Here is a 16,520-nt window from a genome sequence, read left to right on the forward strand (position 1 = left end):
TTGAGATACAGGAGTCGGTGATGGCCTCTACCATGCTTCACGTCCGGCTGGACGAAGACATCAAGACCAAGGGCAATGCAGCGCTCGCCGCGATGGGCCTGTCGGCGGCGGATGCGGTGCGGCTTCTCTATCACCGCATCGTGGCCGACCAGGCGCTCCCGCTCGAACTGAAGGTCCCTAACGCCGCCACCCGGCAAGCGATGCTCGAAGCGGATGCCATCATTGCCTCGCGTGCGGACCGGTTCGAGGATGGTGAGGCGATGATCGGGACGCTGGATGGCTAAGGGCGCTCAGACCAAGCGCGCCTCTCATCCCCGTGCCTGCGACTATACGAAGGCGTTCAGCAAGGATTGGACCCGCCTGTCCGGTTCGGGCCGGTATGACATGAACCGGCTGAAGGCCGTCATGCTCCTGCTCATCGCCAACGACGCGCCGCTGGGGCCGGAATGGAAGGATCACCCGCTCAAGGGCGAATGGTCCTCGCACCGCGAATGCCATGTCGGCGGGGACTTCCTGCTCATCTACAAAACAGACGACGGTGCCGGTAAGGGCGGCACCATCGTCTTCGTCAGGGCTGGAACGCACGCCGACCTGTTCGGCGAGTAACGGCCTTATCGATCGCCACCTGCTCCGGTCCGTGACACTCCGGCATCACTGCGACGCTTGCGCGTGATGCCGGCACCGACCCTTGAACGCTTTTCGAGCGGCAGCAGCCGTATCGGGTGCGGCTCGATGTTGCCGGTAATCGTGGGGACATAGCGTTCGATGAAGTCGCGCCGCTCCGGGAGGACGACATCAAGTCCTTCCGTCGCCATGCGCTTCGAATAGTGCTTGCCATTCGTCCCTTCACGGGCGTGGCCCATGACGTCCGCGCGCATCAACGCATTGACGCCATCGACCTCGTAGAAGCTCGAGCCGAGGGCACGGATCGAATGGATGTCCGGCCCCTTGCCGGCGGGGTTCATGGGCAGTGGTAGCCGCTCGGCGATGTAATCGACCATGTGCTGCCAGGCGCGTTCGTAGAAATGCGCGCCGCCGCGCTTCTCCTCGTTGACGTAGAGTTCGGGAAAAAGCGCGACATGCCCCTCGGCCCGGATCGCATCGACATAGTCCAGAAAGCCGAGCCGGATCAGTTCTGCATGGACCGGCAGCTTGCGGTTGCGCGCACCGCGCTTTTCGCCAGCCATTTCGCCATCGCGGCCACGGGTCAGATTATCGCGAATGTGGAAGTGCGGGACGGGGTGGTCCGTGACGACGTCGGCGACCTCAAGCCCTGCAGTCTCCTCGCGGCAACTATGATGGTAAAACCAGAGCAACGGCAGGAAATAGGCGGCATCGTGCCAGACCTGCCGATCGCGTCCAGCGTCGCGCAGGCGTTTCAGCGCGCCACCGCCGCCGGTGTAGAGCGGAGAGGCGAAGAGATGTTCGAGGTGCGCCGTGGTCCACGGCGGGCGGGTATCGATATTCGGATCGACCTTGATCGCGATGCGCCCGGCACCGAAGTCCATCACCGTCGTGCCCGGCAGGCGCGGCTTCCACGACGTGGTAGCCAGGTGCCTGGCAACGGTCGCCATCGTCGACAGGTCGCGATTGATGGTCTTGGGATTGCGCCGATCGGCGGGAGCAACCGGCGGCAGCTCGGCGAGGACGTCCGCGAACGGGCGCGACATGGCACCCTCGGTCAGCGAGCCATAATAGAAGCGGGCAGGCAGTTTCTGCATGCCCTTCTTGAACGTCGCCGCATCGAGGTGATTGTAGGCGCCGAGCGGTTTGTCCCCGGTGATCCAGGCGAATGTTTCCATGATGCGGCGCTGCTGCCGCAAGTCTCCCTTCCAGATACCGTCTGTTTTCAGGTCGGTCAGTATGTCGTCGATCGCGGCACTGAACGGACGCGGGTCATAGACCTGAAACTGGCTGTCGATCGGCGGCGTGATCGGGACGACCACCGGCTCGGTGATTGCTATCGGCTTCGGCAGTGTGGCTGGGGGACCAAGATCTGCCATCAGCGCGGCGATGGGGTCGGCCGCGTCCATGATGTCGTCGTCGAAGACGCGCTGGACCCGGGTGCAAGCACTTGCCGCGGCGCGGATCAGGTGCGTCCGGGCGACGGCGATGGTGTCCGCGTGAACCGGCGCGCCGATCGCTTCGAGCCGCTTTGCCACCACAGCGTCAGTCAGCAGATCGCGAATCTGCTGCGCATAGTCCTCGATTGCCGGGACGTCGGCACCAAGTCCGCGTGCCACCAGTTCGGCGCGGTCCTGGTCGGTCAGCCCGAGATGACGGTCGGGGCGGCGGATGATCCGGTAGGCTTCGGCTTCCTGCGCGGCGACCTCGGGCACGGACGACGACCAGGACGCATTTTCATACGCACTGTGGACATAGGAGGTGAGCTCGGCTTCGAGCGCATTGCGGAACAGCGCCTCGATCTCGGGTCCGGTGAGGCGTCTTCCTTCTTCCAGCATCGCATCCACGCTCGACTTAACCCGGACGAAGCGCGCCGACAGGATCGCCGCGCGGGTCCGCGCGACCTTCGGATCGGCGGTGCCCAGCGCGAGCGGTACCGGTTTCGAGATAAGATTTCGGTAATGAACGCGACGCTGGAAGACGTAGCGGCCGTTCGTTCGACGGGTATGGGGGATATGGGCCAAGGGCCTTCGCCTTTCGGCGTGTCCTACCATCGTGTAGTCGGTCCATGTTACAGACCACGATAGCAAGCCACGCAAATTGGCGGAAATCCGTCGCTTTCGCGATAAAGTGGTCGGGGAGACAGGATTCGAACCTGCGACATCCTGCTCCCAAAGCAGGCGCGCTACCAGACTGCGCCACTCCCCGACGCGAAGCGCGGCCCTAGTCGCAAATGCCGCGCGGTACAAGCGTTGGTGGGCCCGGCAGGACTCGAACCCGCAACCTAGCCGTTATGAGCGGCCAGCTCTAACCATTGAGCTACAGGCCCACGCTGTACGTGCGGAGCGATAGCGTCGGGCGCGGGGATTGCGCAAGGGCGATCATGCCCTGCCCGCTTCCCGCGCGATCAGGCGGAGTCGCGTTCGACCAGGATCGGCGACATGACGACCGAGGGCGCATCCTCGCCCGCGATCCGGCGGAACAGCGCGGACACCATTTCATTGGCGCCACGGGCGATATCCTGGCGGACGGTCGTGATGCGCGGCACGGCGCTGGACGACAGCGGCAGGTCGTCATAGCCGACAACCGGCAGGTCACCCGGCACGCGCAGGCCGCGGTCGGCCAGCACCCGCAGCGTGGTCAGCGCGATGACGTCGGACGCGGCGGCGATGCCGTCGATCTCGCCACCGACGCGATCGAGATGCGCGGCGATCTCCTGCTCCATGATGTCGGATGCGAGATGGGTGTCGAGCTGGATCGGCGGCTTGGCGATGCCGGCCATCGCCATCGCCTGCGCCACGCCTTCGCAACGTTGCCGGATTTCAGGTGCGCGCAGTTCGCCCAGAAACGCGATGCGCTTGGCCCCGCGCTCGATCAGCCGTTCGCCCGCCAGCCGGCCGCCGGCGATATTGTCGGTGCCGACCGCGCAATGCACCTGGCCGGGCAGGTTGCTGCTGCCCCACGCCACCAGCGGGCGGTAGCGGCGGGCGACACGCTCGATCGTGTGGAACTGGTCGGACTGGCCGATCAGCAGCACGCCGTCCATCATCCCCGAATCGACGATCCGTTCCAGCCAGTCGGTCGCGTCCGGGATGACGCGCGACAGCATCAGGTCGTAACCGTCCTCGGTAAGCCGGTCGGCGAGGAATCCGAGCATGGTCATGAAGAACGGGTCGGACAGATGCTGGCGCCGCTCATGGCCCAGCGGAACGACCACGCCGATCACGCCGGTGCGCTGCGTCCGCAACCGGCTGGCCATCTGGTTCGGGCGAAAGCTGTGTTCGGCGGCCAGCGCCTGGATGCGGTCACGGGTTTCGGCATTGACCAGCGACTTGCCGGCCAGCGCGCGCGATACCGTACCCGGCGACACCCCGGCCAGCCGCGCCAGATCGGCAATCGTTCGTACGGGGGAACGCGCTGTCGAATATTCGTCCATGGCGTACTTGTAGGAACATATTGGATTGTTCGGCCAGCGGAATGTGACCGCGAGCAGCATGGTTGCAAACGATTGCAGGGCCAAGTAACGGCGATTGTAACGACACGGCTTGTCGCGACCTCGGTCGCTGCGGCATGACCGGGTTCCAGCGGAAGAGGATCGATCGATGGTTGCGGACAGGATGGTGGCCGGTGTCGAACTGGGCGGGACCAAGTCGATCGCGGTGATCGGACGGGGCGACACGATCCTCGACAGCTTCCGCGTGCCGACCACGACACCCGGCGAAACATTGGGAGCGCTGGCCGCGAAGCTCGCCGAATGGCGGCGAATCCATCGTCCCGAAGCGATCGGCATCGCCAGCTTCGGGCCGATCTCGGTTGAGCAAGGGCGGATGCTGCCGACGCCCAAGCCGCATTGGGCGGGCGCGGACATCGTCGGCCCCCTTGCCGCCGGGTTCGACCGGGTGGCGTTCCATACCGACGTGACCGGCGCGGCGCTGGGCGAAGGGCGCCATGGCGCCGGCGTCGGCCTGTCCGATTTCCTCTATGTCACGGTCGGCACCGGGGTTGGCATGGGAATCATCGCCAACGGGCAGCCGGTCACCGGCATGATGCACCCGGAGGCCGGGCATATCCGCGTGCGACGTCGCGCGGGCGACGATTTTGCCGGTGCCTGCCCGTTCCATGGCGATTGTCTTGAAGGGCTGGTCAGTGGGCCGGCGATCGCCGCACGGGCGGGCAAGCCGGCGCATCTGCTGACGGCCGACGATCCGGCGTGGCGCGATGTCGCCGATGCGCTGGGCGAGGCGTTCGCGATGCTGTTCCTCACCCTGTCCCCTGCCCGCCTCATCGTCGGCGGTGGCGTCGGGCTGGGTCAGCCGCAGGTGCTGCCGATGGTGCGCGAACGCACGGTCGCGGCGTTGGCCGGCTATCTGGGCTTCGTCGACGAGCACTCGATCGCCGAGCGGATCGTGCGGGCGGGCTTGGGCGATGAAGCCGGCCCGCTCGGCACCTTGGTCATGGCGCAGGGCGTGCTCCCGGGCGCCTAATCCGCGTCGGACTTGTCGGTCCCGGTTGCGTCGTTGTGGGCGCCGCCCGGACCGCCATGATAGTCCTTTTCGCTCTGCCCGCCATCGAAGCGGCCGGCATCGCTGTCGTCATGCGGGTTGGGATAGGCGCCGCCGGCAGATTCGCCGCCGCTGGGCGAAGTATTGACGCCATCGGGTTTGGCGGCGTCGGAACCGCCACCGACCGCCTGATTGGGTTGCTTTCCGTCGTCGGTCATCGCGCGCTTCTCCTTGCCGTTCAGGGAGTTAACGCACGAAGACCGATGCCGGGTGCGTTACGCCAGCACGAAGCTGCCATTGACGCCGTCCGCCTCGGCCGATGGTGCGACCCAGATGCGGAAGCTGCCCGGTTCGACGGTCGGGCGATTCTGCGTGCCGATGAAGCGCAGATCGTCGGCGCGCAGGGTGAACTCCACGATCTTCGATTCACCGGGCGCTAGTGCCACCCGCTGAAACGCCTTCAGCTCGCGCACCGGACGGGTGATGCTGGCGGCAACGTCGTGGATGTAGAGCTGCACCACCTCGGTCGCGGCGCGGGTGCCGCTGTTGGTGATGCGCGCGCGGACCTTCAGCGCGCCGTCGGTGTTCAGCCGCCCGCCGCCGAGATCGAGGTCGCTATAGGCGATACGACCATAGGTCAGGCCGTGCCCGAACGGGAAGCGGGCGGCACTGGGCCCTTCGCGATAGCGCGCCTTATATTCGGCGAGCGGCCCCGGCGGGTTCGGGCGACCGGTGGTCTTGTGCGCATAATAATAGGGCTGCTGCCCGGTCGAATAGGGGAAGCTGACCGGTAGGCGAGCGGACGGCGACATGTCGCCGAACAGGATGTCGGCGGTCGCCGGGCCGCTCTGCGATCCCAGGAACCAAGTGACGAGGATCGCACGCGCATCCAGCACCGGCTTTTCCAGCACCATCGCCCGGCCGTTGCGCAGCAAGACGACGGTCGGCTTGCCGGTCGCGAGCACCGCCTGCGCCAGATCGAGCTGCGCCTGCGGAATACCGATATCGACCCGCGACTGCGCCTCGCCCGACATGCGCTGCGATTCGCCGATCGCCAGCAGCACCACATCGGCCTGCGAGGCGGCGATTACCGCCGCCTCGATCCCGCCGGGGATCGCATCGGTGATGCCCGATCCGTCGACGGCGGTGACCAGCGAGGGATCGGTAACCGCCGCGCGCACGCCGGTCAGCAGGTCGACCGCCTCGGCATCCGAACCATAGACGTTCCACGTGCCGATCAGTTCGCGCTGCCCCTGCACGAACGGGCCGATCAGCGCGATCTTCTTGCCCGACTTGGCCAGCGGCAGCAGGTCGCCGTCATTCTTCAGCATCACGATCGACCGCGCACCGGCCTCACGGGACAGCTTGAGGTGCGCAGCCGTCCGCACCCGCTGCTTTTCGCGGCGCGGATCGATCCGGCGGAACGGATCGTCGAACAGGCCGAGCTGCGCCTTCAAGGCCAGCACGCGGCGCACCGCCTGATCGAGCCGCGCCATCGGCACCTCGCCCTTCGCCACAAGGTCGGGCAAGTGCTTGATATAGAAACCCGACTGCATCGACATGTCGACGCCCGCCAGGAAGGCGAGCTTCGTCGCCTCGCGCGCATCGGCGGCGAAGCCGTGGGCGATCAGTTCCTCGTCACCGGTATAGTCGGACACGACCAGCCCGCCGAACCCCCACTCCTTGCGCAGGATCGTGTCGAGCAACCACGGATTCGCGGTCGCCGGCACGCCGGACAATTCGTTGAACGACGCCATCGTCGTCGGCGCACCGGCGGCGAAGGCGCTCTGGAACGGCGGGAAATAGGTTTCGCGCAACGTCCGTTCGGAGATATCGACCGTGTTATAGTCCAGTCCGGCCTCCGCCGCGCCATAGGCGGCGAAATGCTTCGCGCAGGCGGCAACGGCGTCGTCGGCGGTCAGCCCGCGACGGCCCTGGAAGCCACGCACCCGGGCATCGGCCATGACCTTGCCCAGCAGCAGGTCCTCGCCCGCCCCTTCGATACCGCGACCCCAGCGCTGGTCGCGGGCGATGTCGACCATCGGTGCGAAGGTCCAGTCGATGCCCGCCGCCGACGCCTCGACCGCCGCCGCGCGCGCGGTACGTTCGGCGAGGTCGGCGTCGAAGCTGCCCGCCTCCGCCAGCGGCATCGGGAACACGGTGCGGAAACCATGGATGATGTCGGCGGCGAACAGCAGCGGCACCTTCAGCCGCTGCTCGCGCATCGCGACCGTCTGCATCCGGCGCGCCATTTCCGCACCATTGCCGTTGAACACGCCGGTCAGCCGCCCGGTGCGAACCTGCGCCAGCTGCTCGTCGAACGTCGCGGTCGCGCTGATCGGGTTGAGCGCATTCGCGGCGCCCCCCGCCCAGGCGGCGGCCATCAACGTCAGCTGGCCGCATTTTTCCTCGACCGTCATCTGGCCGATCAGCGCCTCGACCGATGCCGGCAGGCGGTCGCCCGCCTGTGCCAGTAGCGCCCGAGCCGGTGACGCGCTCCACGCCGCCACGGCACCCGCGCCCATCAACCATGCGCGGCGCGAAATGCGGATGTCTTCCATGCGATCCCCTCTGTGTCGTTTGCGCAACGATCCAGTCGCGCCGGTGTTTCAAATCTGTGTTGTCGAATCTGGTGTTGAAGCGCGTTGTAGATTCATGTAACCGGTTACATCAAGAGCGAACGGCAGGCGGCCGTCGGATTCGTCGCGAATAGGCGCGGCGACGCAGGGAGTGGACCGAAAGAGCATGGCGAATGCCACCATCCGCGATGTGGCTCGCGCGGCGGACGTGTCCGTCGCTTCGGTTTCGCGCGTCCTCAACCGGCACGAAAACGTCCGCCCCGCGCTGCGCGAGAAGGTGGAGGCCGCCGCACAGGCGCTCGGCTATGTCCCGCATGCCGGAGCGCGCTCGCTCAGCCTGGCGTGGTCCAACGCGATCGGCGTGGTGTTGCCGGACCTGCACGGTGAATTCTTTTCCGAACTGCTGCGCGGCATGGACCGCGAGGCGTCGGAGCGCGGGCTGCAACTCCTGCTGTCCAACATGCATGCCGATCCGGCGCGCGGCGTCGAGGCGCTGCACACGATGCGCGGGCGGGTCGACGGGCTGGTGGTGATGGCACCGCATATCGACCCGGACCAGCTGTTCGGCCACCTGCCCCCCGGCGTCCCGGCGGTGCTGGTCAGCTGCGCCCCGCACCATCAGCCACGCCCCGAACTGCGCATCGACAACGCAGCCGGCGCGCGGACGATGGTCGAGCATCTGGTCGCGACCGGACGGCGACGGATCGTGCATCTGGCGGGTCCTGCCGGAAATATCGATGCCGAGGAACGACTTGCGGGATACCGTGCGGCGATGGCCGCCGCCGGCCTCGAATCCGTCGTCGAATATGGAACCTTTCTCGAAGAGTCGGGCGTTTCCGTAGCGGAACGACTGGTTCGGGAGGGGACGGATGTCGATGCGGTTTTCGCCGCGAACGACATGATGGCGATCGGCGCATTGATGGCATTTCGCCGCGCCGGCATCGCCGTTCCCGGGCGGGTGGCAATCGCCGGGTTCGACGACATCCCGCTCGCCCGCCTCATCTCGCCATCGCTCACCACCCTGCGAATCGACATCGCAGGTCTCGGTGAACGCGCGGTCGCGCGCCTGATCGAACAGATCGACGGCCGCGACGACCGCAGCGTCGAACTGCGCGCACCGATGCTGGTCGTGCGCGACACCACTTCACCAAGGGAAGACCCGGAAAACCGGGAACAAAGGGGAATATACGCATGAGGAAAACCATGATCCGCGCGGCGCTCGCCGCCGCGACGACGCTGGCCACGGGGGCGTTTGTCGCCCCGATGGCGGCGCACGCCCAGGTCGGACAGGCCTCGCTGCGCGGGACGATCACGTCGCCCGCGGATAACAAGGCGACCCAGGTCACCGCGGTCGAAGTCGCGACCGGCATCCGCCGTACCGCCACGATCGCGGCCGACGGGACGTACAACTTCGCCTCGCTGCGCGCCGGCACCTATCGGCTGGAAATCCAGCTGACCAACGGCACGCGCAATTCGGACGAATTCACGCTGCGCGTCGGCCAGAATGCCGGCCTCGACCTCGACCTGACGACCGCCGCGGCCGCTCCGGCCGGTGAGACGACCGAAACCGATCCGGGCAGCGTCGCGTCGAACGACGAGGAAATCATCGTCACCGGCAGCCGCATCCGGACCCTGTCGGGCGGTCAGGTCGGCATCAACATCACGCAGCGCCTGATCGAGCAACTGCCGCAGAACAACCGCAACTTCCTCGCCTTCGCCGATCTGGCGCCGGGCGTCCGCTTCGTCGAGGAAGGCGCCAACGGCCAGGCCCGTCTGCAGGGCGGCGCACAACGGTCGAACTCAGTCAACGTCTTCATCGATGGCGTCAGCCAGAAGGACTATGTCCTCAAGAACGGCGTGACGGGCCAGGACTCGACGCCGGGCAACCCGTTCCCGCAGCTCGCCATCGGCGAATATCAGGTGCTGTCGTCGAACTATAAGGCGGAATTCGATCAGGTCAGCTCGGTCGCGATCGTCGCCGGCACCAAGTCGGGTACGAACGAGTTCCACGGCGAAGGGTTCGTCGACTTCACGAACCAGGACCTGCGCGATTATCGCCCGACCGAACTATTCCCGACACGGGTGAAGAAAGTCGACACCAAGGACATCCAGTACGGCGTCGCGCTGGGCGGCCCGATCATCAAGGATGTCGCGCACTTCTTCGCCAGCTATGAAGGCAAGCGTCAGGAACGCCCGGTCGACGTACTGCCGGGCAACGGCGTCGACATCAACGTGTTGCCGGCCGACCTGCGCTCGCGCTTCGGCAACTTTACCAACACGTTCAACGAAGACCTGATCTTCGGCAAGATCGACATTTCGCCGACTGCCGAGGATTTGATCGAGTTTACCGCCAAGTACCGCAAGGAAAGCGGTGACAGTCTGGGCAGCGGCATCAGCGCCTTTTCGACCCGAACGAACAATTCGGTCGAGGAACTGCGTGGCATGGCGCGGTGGCAGCACACCGCCGACAACTGGATCAACGATTTCCGTGTGTCGTACGAAGACGTCAGCTGGGCACCTCAGCCGGCGGAACCGGGCATCAACCAGTTCTTCCAGCGCACTGAACAGCGCGCCAACGGGCCGGTCCGCATCGATCTCCTGCGTATCGGTGGCGGCACCAACAACCAGAACAAGGGGCAGAAGGGCTGGACCGTCCAGAACGACTTTACCTACACCGGTCTAGAGGGTCACACCTTCAAGACGGGTGTGAAGGCGAAGTGGGTCGACCTTAACACGCTCGAACAGAACAACATCAACGGTTCCTATACCTATGATGTAAACCTGTTCAGCCCGACCGGCTTTCAGACCGACGTTCCGTATCGCCTGCAGTTTGGCGCACCGAGCGGCTTCGGCAGTTCGTCGATCCAGTCGAAGAACTTCCAGTTCGGCATCTACGTGCAGGACGACTGGGACGTGAATGACCGGCTGACGCTGAACCTCGGCGTGCGGTGGGATTATGAACGCACGCCCGCGTTCCTCGACTTCGTGACGCCGCAGTCGAACCTGACCGCGATCGCACAGTACCCGAACCTGCAGGGTGCCGATTACAACATCAACGACTTCATCTCGACCGGCAACAACCGGAAGGCGTTCATGGGCGCCATCCAGCCGCGTGTCGGCTTCACCTATCGCATCGATGAGGAAGGTCGCTTCACTGTCTTCGGCGGATTCGGCCGGTCGTACGATCGCAACCAGTTCGACTTCCTGCAACAGGAGCTGTCGGTTGGTGCGTTCCAGCAGCGCACTTTCCTGTTCCAGGGCGCGAACCCGCTCAACCAGTGCACGCCGTCGTCGACCTGCATCGCTTGGAACCCGATTTACCTGACGGCGGAAGGTCGGGCGCAGTTGGCGCAGAGCAGCACGGGCGGTGGGCGCGAACTGCGCTTCATCAAGAACGACTTGAAGATGCCCTATTCGGATCAGGTGTCGCTCGGCTTCCGGTCGCGGTTCAATCCGATCGAACTCGAGGTCGGCTATCAGCATATCTCGAGCCGTGACGGCTTCGTATATCTGCTGGGCAACCGTCGTCCCGACGGCTCTTTCTTCGCCAGCGGCCCGACGACCGCCGCGCCGACGCCGCAGTCGCCCTTCCCGTTCACGCCGCCGGGCTTCGGTTCGATCCTCATCGGCGACAACGGTCTCAAGACCGACGCGGATTCGGCATATGTCAAGCTGACCAAGCCCTATTCGCCGACGTCGCCGTGGAGCCTCGATGCGACCTACACCTTCACCGAAGCGTCGGAAAACCGGCAGTTCGGCGAAACGTTCAGCCTCGATTTCCCGTCGATCGACGATTACCCGACGCTGCGGTCGGCCGGCGTACCGCGCCACCGCTTCGTCATGGCGGGTAGCGTCGACACGCCGATCGGGCTGACACTGTCGAGCAAGTTCTCGATCGAATCGCCGCTGTTCCAGGTCGCGCCGTTCAACACTTCGAACCCGTATCAGCGTACGTTCGTCGGCGCGTTCCGCGACAGTCTCGGCGATCAGTGGGGCCGTCGTCAGCTCGACGTCGCCGCGACGAAGTATATCCCGATCCGGTTCGTCAATGATACCGCACGGATTCGCTTCCGCGTCGACATCATCAACCTGATGAACGATCGCAACTATATCGACTTCAACAACAACCCACTCGACAACAGCCGCACCGACGGCACGCAGCACGTCTATGGCGAGCGTTCGTCGTTCAGCATCGGCGGCAACCAGCCGCGCACGATCAAGCTGTCGGCGGGCTTCAACTTCTAACCACTTCCCTCCCCTGCCGGGACAGGCTCCCCCGCCTGTCCCGGCTTTTTTGTGACTGCTCAACTCAAGGGGCCTGCAACGTGATCGATCGCCGCTTCTTCCTTGCCGCCAGCACCGCCGCGCTTGTCGGGGCCTGCACGCCACGGACCGGGATCGCACCCGCCCCTGCCAGCAATCCCGATCTTCTGTCCGATATTCAGGAGCGGGCGTTCCGCTTCTTCTGGGACACGACCGATGCCGCGACCGGCCTTGCGCCCGATCGCTGGCCGACGCCCAGCTTCGCCTCGATCGCCGCGATCGGCTTTGCGCTGACCGCCTATGGCGTCGGCGAGAAACATGGCTGGATCACCCGCCAGCAACATGCCGAACGCACGCTCACCACGCTCGAATTTCTCGCCCGGGCGCCGCAGGGCGACGGCGAGACCGGGTTCAGCGGCTATAAGGGGTTCTTCTACCACTTCCTCGGCGTGACTCAGGGGCTGCGTTTCGCCCGGTGCGAGCTGTCGACGATCGACACCGCGCTGCTGCTCGGCGGCGTGCTGTTCGCACAAAGCTGGTTCGACCGTGCTGACCCGACCGAGACACGCATCCGCGACCTTGCCGAGCAGCTCTATCGCGCGGTCGAATGGGACTGGATCGTGCCCCGCCCGCCGTTCGTGTCGATGGGCTGGCACCCGGAGAGCGGCTTCATCCGCTCCGACTGGAACATCTATAACGAGGGCATGATCCTGTACGTGTTGGCGCTGGCCAGCCCGACGCATCCGCTGCCGGCCGAAACCTGGGCGCAGCTGACGCAGCAGTTCGACAAGAGCTGGGGCAATCGCTGGGGTGAGCCGCACCTGCAATTCGCGCCGATGTTCGGCCATCAGTACAGCCATGTCTGGATCGATTTCCGCGGCATCCGCGATCCCTATATCGCGTCGAAGGGCATCGATTATTTCGAGAACAGCCGCCGCGCGACCTATGCCCAGCGCGCCTATGCCAATGAGAATCCGGGGCAAAAGGTCGGCTATGGCGACGACTGCTGGGGCCTGACCGCCTGCGACGGACCGGGCGATTTCAAGGTGACGATCGACGGGCGGGTGCGCGAATTCTACAGCTATTCCGCGCGCGGGCCGGGCGAGCGTGACGACGGGACGGTCGCGCCCACCGCGGCACTGGGATCGATCGCGTTTGCGCCCGAGATCGTCGAGCCGATGATCGGAAAGATGCACGCGCGCTATGGCGCCGGTATCTATGACAGATACGGCTTCCTCGACAGCTTCAACCCGACGCTGACCCGCACCGACGAACCGCTCAAGCATGGCAAGCTGGTGGCGGGCGTGGGCTGGGTCGATGGCGATTATCTGGGCATCGACCAGGGGCCGATCGTGCTGATGATCGAGAACCGCCGGTCGGGGATGATCTGGGAGGTGATGCGGCGCAATCCGCATATCCGCCGCGGGCTGGAGCGCGCCGGGTTCAAGGGGGGCTGGCTGGCGTGATCCCGGTCGTCCTGCTCGCTGCGGCGGCACAGGCGCAGCCGCTCGACCGCTTCGACGATGTGGCGGCATGGCGCGCGGCATCGTCGGACGGGGTCAGCGCGACGGCGACTGCGGTGCCCGGCGTGACGGATAAGGCGCTGCAACTGCGCTACGATTTCGCCAAGGTGTCGGGCTATGCGTTCGTGCGGCGGACGCTGCCGATCACCTTCCCGCCCAACTGGGAAATGCGGCTGAAGGTTCGCGGCACCGGCGGCGTCAACGACCTGCAGATCAAGTTCACCGACGCCGATGGCACCAATGTCTGGTGGGTGACCAAGCCCAATTTCCGTCCCTCCGCCGAATGGCAGGAACTGCGCATCCGCCCGCGCGACGTGCAGTTCGCCTGGGGACCGACCACCGACAAGACGCTGAAAGCCACGCAGGCGGTCGAGATCGTCGTGGTGCGCGGGCGAGACGGCGGGGCAGGCACGATCGAGGTCGACGACTGGACCTTCGAAGCCCTGCCCCCGCCCCGCCCGCTGCCCGCCCCGGTGGCGAGCGATCCGCGCGCGATCGATGGCGACCGGACGACCGCCGCCAAAGGACCCGTGACGATCGACTTCGGTGGCCAGCGCGAACTGGGTGGGCTGGTGCTGCACTGGGCGGGTGCTGCGACCGCCTACGCCATCGAGGCAAGCGACGACCGCCGCCGCTGGCGCACGCTGCGCAGCGTGCGCCACGGCGATGGCGGCGGCGATCCTATCGCGCTGCCCGATACCGAAACGCGCTATCTGCGGATCGGCGGGGCAAAGGGGCTGGCCGAGGTCGAGGTCAAGGATCGCTCCTGGGCGGAAACGCCCAACGCTTTCGTCGCCGATCTTGCCCGCAACGCCCCGCGCGGACGCTTCCCACGCGGCTTCACCGAACAAAGCTATTGGACGCTCGTCGCCAGTGATGGCGGTGCGGTCAGCGGGCTGATCGGCGAAGATGGCGCGATCGAGATCGCGAAGGGCGGTTTCTCGGTCGAACCTTTTGTGGTGGAAAATGGCCGGACGATCGCGTGGAGCGACGTCGCGACCGGTCATTCCCTTGAAAACGGCTATCTGCCGATACCCCATGCGCTGTGGACCGCCGCCGGGTGGACGCTCGACACCAGCCTGTTCGCCGATGCCGACAGCAAGCGGCTAATGGCGCGCTGGACGCTCAAGAACACCGGCGACGTCGCGCGCACGCTGCGACTGGTGCTGGCGGTGCGGCCGTTCCAGGTGAACCCGCCTGCGCAGTTCCTGAGCCAGCGCGGCGGGGTCAGTCCGATTGCGACGCTGGCATGGGACGGCAGCGCGATGGCGGTGACGACGCCCGGCGCGATTGCCGGCGATGCGGCGGTAACGCGGCGGCTGTTCCCGCTGACCGCCCCGGCGCAGGCTTGGGCCAAGCCGTTCGATCAGGGCGCGCTTGCCGACCCTGCCGAACCGGGCAAGGCCATGCGGGTCGAGGATCCGACGCAACTCGCCTCGGGCGGGTTGGCCTATGACATCACGCTGGCGCCCGGCGAAAGCTGGAGCACGGCGATGGCACTGGGCGGCGACGCGTCGGTCACGCAGGCCGCGCTGGACAGCGCGCATGCCGCGACACGCGCCAGCTGGCAACGGACGCTGGGCGCAGTGACGATGAACGTGCCGACGATGAAGCAGCCGCTGGCCGATACGGTCAAGTCGGCGCTGGCGCAGGTGCTGATGAGCCGCGACGGACCCGCGCTGAAGCCCGGCACGCGTTCCTATGATCGCAGCTGGATCCGTGACGGCGCGATGATGACCGAGACGATGCTGCGCATGGGCGTCGTTGCGCCGGGTCGCGCGTTCGCCGACTGGTACGGCCCGAACCTGTTCGCCAACGGCAAGGTGCCGTGCTGTGTCGATGCGCGCGGGCCGGACCCGGTGCCGGAAAATGACAGTCACGGGCAGTATATTCACCTCGTCACCGACCTGTACCGCTATACCGGGGACAAGGCGGCACTGGAGCGCGACTGGCCGAAGCTGGACGCGGCGCGGCGCTATATGGAAAGCCTCGCCCAGTCCGAACGGACCGCTGCCAACCAGACGCCCGAGCGGCGGATGCTGTACGGGCTGATGCCGCCGTCGATCAGCCATGAAGGCTATTCGGCCAAGGCGCAGTACAGCCTGTGGGACGATTTCTGGGCGCTGACCGGGTATAAGGACGCCGCCTTTGCCGCGCGGGTGCTGAACAAGCCCGAGGCGGCGGAGATCGAAGCGCAGCGCGACCGGTTCCAGCGTGACCTACACGCCGCGATCGCGGCGGCAGTCCGGTTCTGGAAGATCGACTATATCCCCGGTGCGACCAGCCTGGGCGATTTCGACGCGACCTCGACCACCATGGGGCTCGATCCGGCGGGCGAACAGGCGCGGCTCGACCCGAAACTGCTGGCTAATACCTTCGACAGGCAATGGCGGCGGGTGATGACGCGGCCGGTCAGCAGCGACTGGAGCGATTACACGCCCTATGAACTGCGCAACGTGTCGGCGATGGTCCGGCTGGGCCGGCGTGAGCGGGCGAACCGGATGCTCGATTTCTACATGGGCGACCGGCGGCCGGGCGGGTGGAATGGCTGGGCAGAGGTGGTCGGGCGCGATCAGCGTGAAATCCGCTTCCTGGGGGATGTGCCGCATGCCTGGGTCGCATCGGACTATACTCGCGCCGCGCTCGACCTGTTCGCCTATGTCGATCAGGACGCCCAAGCGATCGTACTGGCGGGTGGGCTGGACGACGACTGGCTGGCCGAGAAGGGATCGGACGTGCGCGGCCTGCGCACCCCCTATGGCACCGTCGATCTCGCCATCCGTGCCGACGGCGACGCGGTCGTCGCGACCATCGGCGGCGGAGCGATGCCGCCCGGCGGCTTCGTCCTGCCCTGGCCACTGAGCGGCGAAGCCGGCCGGGCGACGATCGACGGCAAGGCGGTGAAAATCGCCAGCGACGGCCTGCACATTCCGGCGCGAAACGGACCAATTTCCGTCAGGATGGAACGGCGACGCTGACATGTCGTTTCGTATCCGTGTCGTATAATGCGACGCGGGGCGAAGGGGGAT

11 protein-coding genes and 2 tRNA genes are annotated in these 16,520 nt (G+C 66.1%); 7 read left to right on the forward strand and 6 right to left on the reverse strand.

Annotation, left to right across the window (positions count from 1 at the left end; translation table 11 throughout):
* The first annotated feature begins 20 nt into the window (after positions 1-20).
* Both AVT10_RS14725 and AVT10_RS14730 read left to right on the forward strand, forming a co-directional pair.
* Positions 21-284, forward strand: coding sequence for a type II toxin-antitoxin system RelB/DinJ family antitoxin (locus tag AVT10_RS14725; protein ID WP_232308035.1), 264 nt, complete (start codon positions 21-23; stop codon positions 282-284).
* Positions 277-606, forward strand: a complete 330-nt coding sequence (locus AVT10_RS14730) for a type II toxin-antitoxin system YafQ family toxin (protein ID WP_066693112.1) — start codon at positions 277-279, stop codon at positions 604-606. Before AVT10_RS14725 ends, AVT10_RS14730 begins: the two co-directional genes overlap by 8 nt.
* Before the next feature lie 5 nt (positions 607-611).
* On the opposite strand, the gene AVT10_RS14735 is transcribed toward AVT10_RS14730, so the two are convergent.
* The 4 genes from AVT10_RS14735 to AVT10_RS14750 all read right to left on the reverse strand — a co-directional run bounded on the left by AVT10_RS14735 (position 612) and on the right by AVT10_RS14750 (position 4,060).
* Positions 612-2,648 (reverse strand): hypothetical protein, encoded by a 2,037-nt coding sequence (locus tag AVT10_RS14735; RefSeq protein WP_066693119.1) that lies wholly within the window; start codon positions 2,646-2,648, stop codon positions 612-614.
* 107 nt (positions 2,649-2,755) lie between these two features.
* Positions 2,756-2,832 (reverse strand) — tRNA-Pro (locus AVT10_RS14740).
* Between the two features lie 45 nt (positions 2,833-2,877).
* A tRNA-Ile gene (locus AVT10_RS14745) sits at positions 2,878-2,953 on the reverse strand.
* Between the two features lie 78 nt (positions 2,954-3,031).
* Positions 3,032-4,060 (reverse strand): LacI family DNA-binding transcriptional regulator, encoded by a 1,029-nt coding sequence (locus AVT10_RS14750; RefSeq protein WP_066693121.1) that lies wholly within the window; start codon positions 4,058-4,060, stop codon positions 3,032-3,034.
* A 166-nt stretch (positions 4,061-4,226) separates the two neighbouring features.
* Here AVT10_RS14750 and AVT10_RS14755 point away from each other — a divergent pair, with 166 nt between their 5' ends.
* A complete protein-coding gene (locus AVT10_RS14755) occupies positions 4,227-5,108 on the forward strand; it encodes an ROK family protein (protein WP_232308036.1) in 882 nt (293 codons plus the stop codon).
* On the opposite strand, the gene AVT10_RS14760 is transcribed toward AVT10_RS14755, so the two are convergent.
* Together AVT10_RS14760 and AVT10_RS14765 are read right to left on the reverse strand one after the other, a co-directional pair.
* Positions 5,105-5,344 carry a hypothetical protein gene (locus AVT10_RS14760; protein ID WP_066693127.1) on the reverse strand — a complete coding sequence of 80 codons (240 nt, stop codon included), beginning with the start codon at positions 5,342-5,344 and terminating at the stop codon, positions 5,105-5,107. The two genes, AVT10_RS14755 and AVT10_RS14760, sit on opposite strands and share 4 nt — an antisense overlap.
* A gap of 57 nt (positions 5,345-5,401) precedes the next feature.
* Positions 5,402-7,687 carry a glycoside hydrolase family 3 N-terminal domain-containing protein gene (locus AVT10_RS14765; RefSeq protein ID WP_066693132.1) on the reverse strand — a complete coding sequence of 762 codons (2,286 nt, stop codon included), beginning with the start codon at positions 7,685-7,687 and terminating at the stop codon, positions 5,402-5,404.
* Between the two features lie 184 nt (positions 7,688-7,871).
* On the opposite strand from AVT10_RS14765, the gene AVT10_RS14770 reads away from it, so the two are divergent.
* From AVT10_RS14770 to AVT10_RS14785, 4 genes are all read left to right on the forward strand, one after another.
* A complete protein-coding gene (locus tag AVT10_RS14770; protein WP_066693135.1) occupies positions 7,872-8,900 on the forward strand; it encodes a LacI family DNA-binding transcriptional regulator in 1,029 nt (342 codons plus the stop codon).
* A complete protein-coding gene (locus tag AVT10_RS14775) occupies positions 8,897-11,950 on the forward strand; it encodes a TonB-dependent receptor (protein ID WP_232308037.1) in 3,054 nt (1,017 codons plus the stop codon). The genes AVT10_RS14770 and AVT10_RS14775 overlap by 4 nt, the downstream gene beginning before the upstream one ends.
* Before the next feature lie 80 nt (positions 11,951-12,030).
* Entirely contained in the window at positions 12,031-13,434 is a 1,404-nt protein-coding gene (locus AVT10_RS14780) for a glucoamylase family protein (RefSeq protein WP_066693140.1), read from the forward strand.
* Positions 13,431-16,469 (forward strand): discoidin domain-containing protein, encoded by a 3,039-nt coding sequence (locus tag AVT10_RS14785; RefSeq protein WP_232308038.1) that lies wholly within the window; start codon positions 13,431-13,433, stop codon positions 16,467-16,469. Before AVT10_RS14780 ends, AVT10_RS14785 begins: the two co-directional genes overlap by 4 nt.
* Positions 16,470-16,520 lie beyond the last annotated feature (51 nt).

Source organism: Sphingomonas hankookensis (assembly GCF_001619955.1).
GTDB classification, from domain to species: domain Bacteria; phylum Pseudomonadota; class Alphaproteobacteria; order Sphingomonadales; family Sphingomonadaceae; genus Sphingomonas; species Sphingomonas hankookensis_A.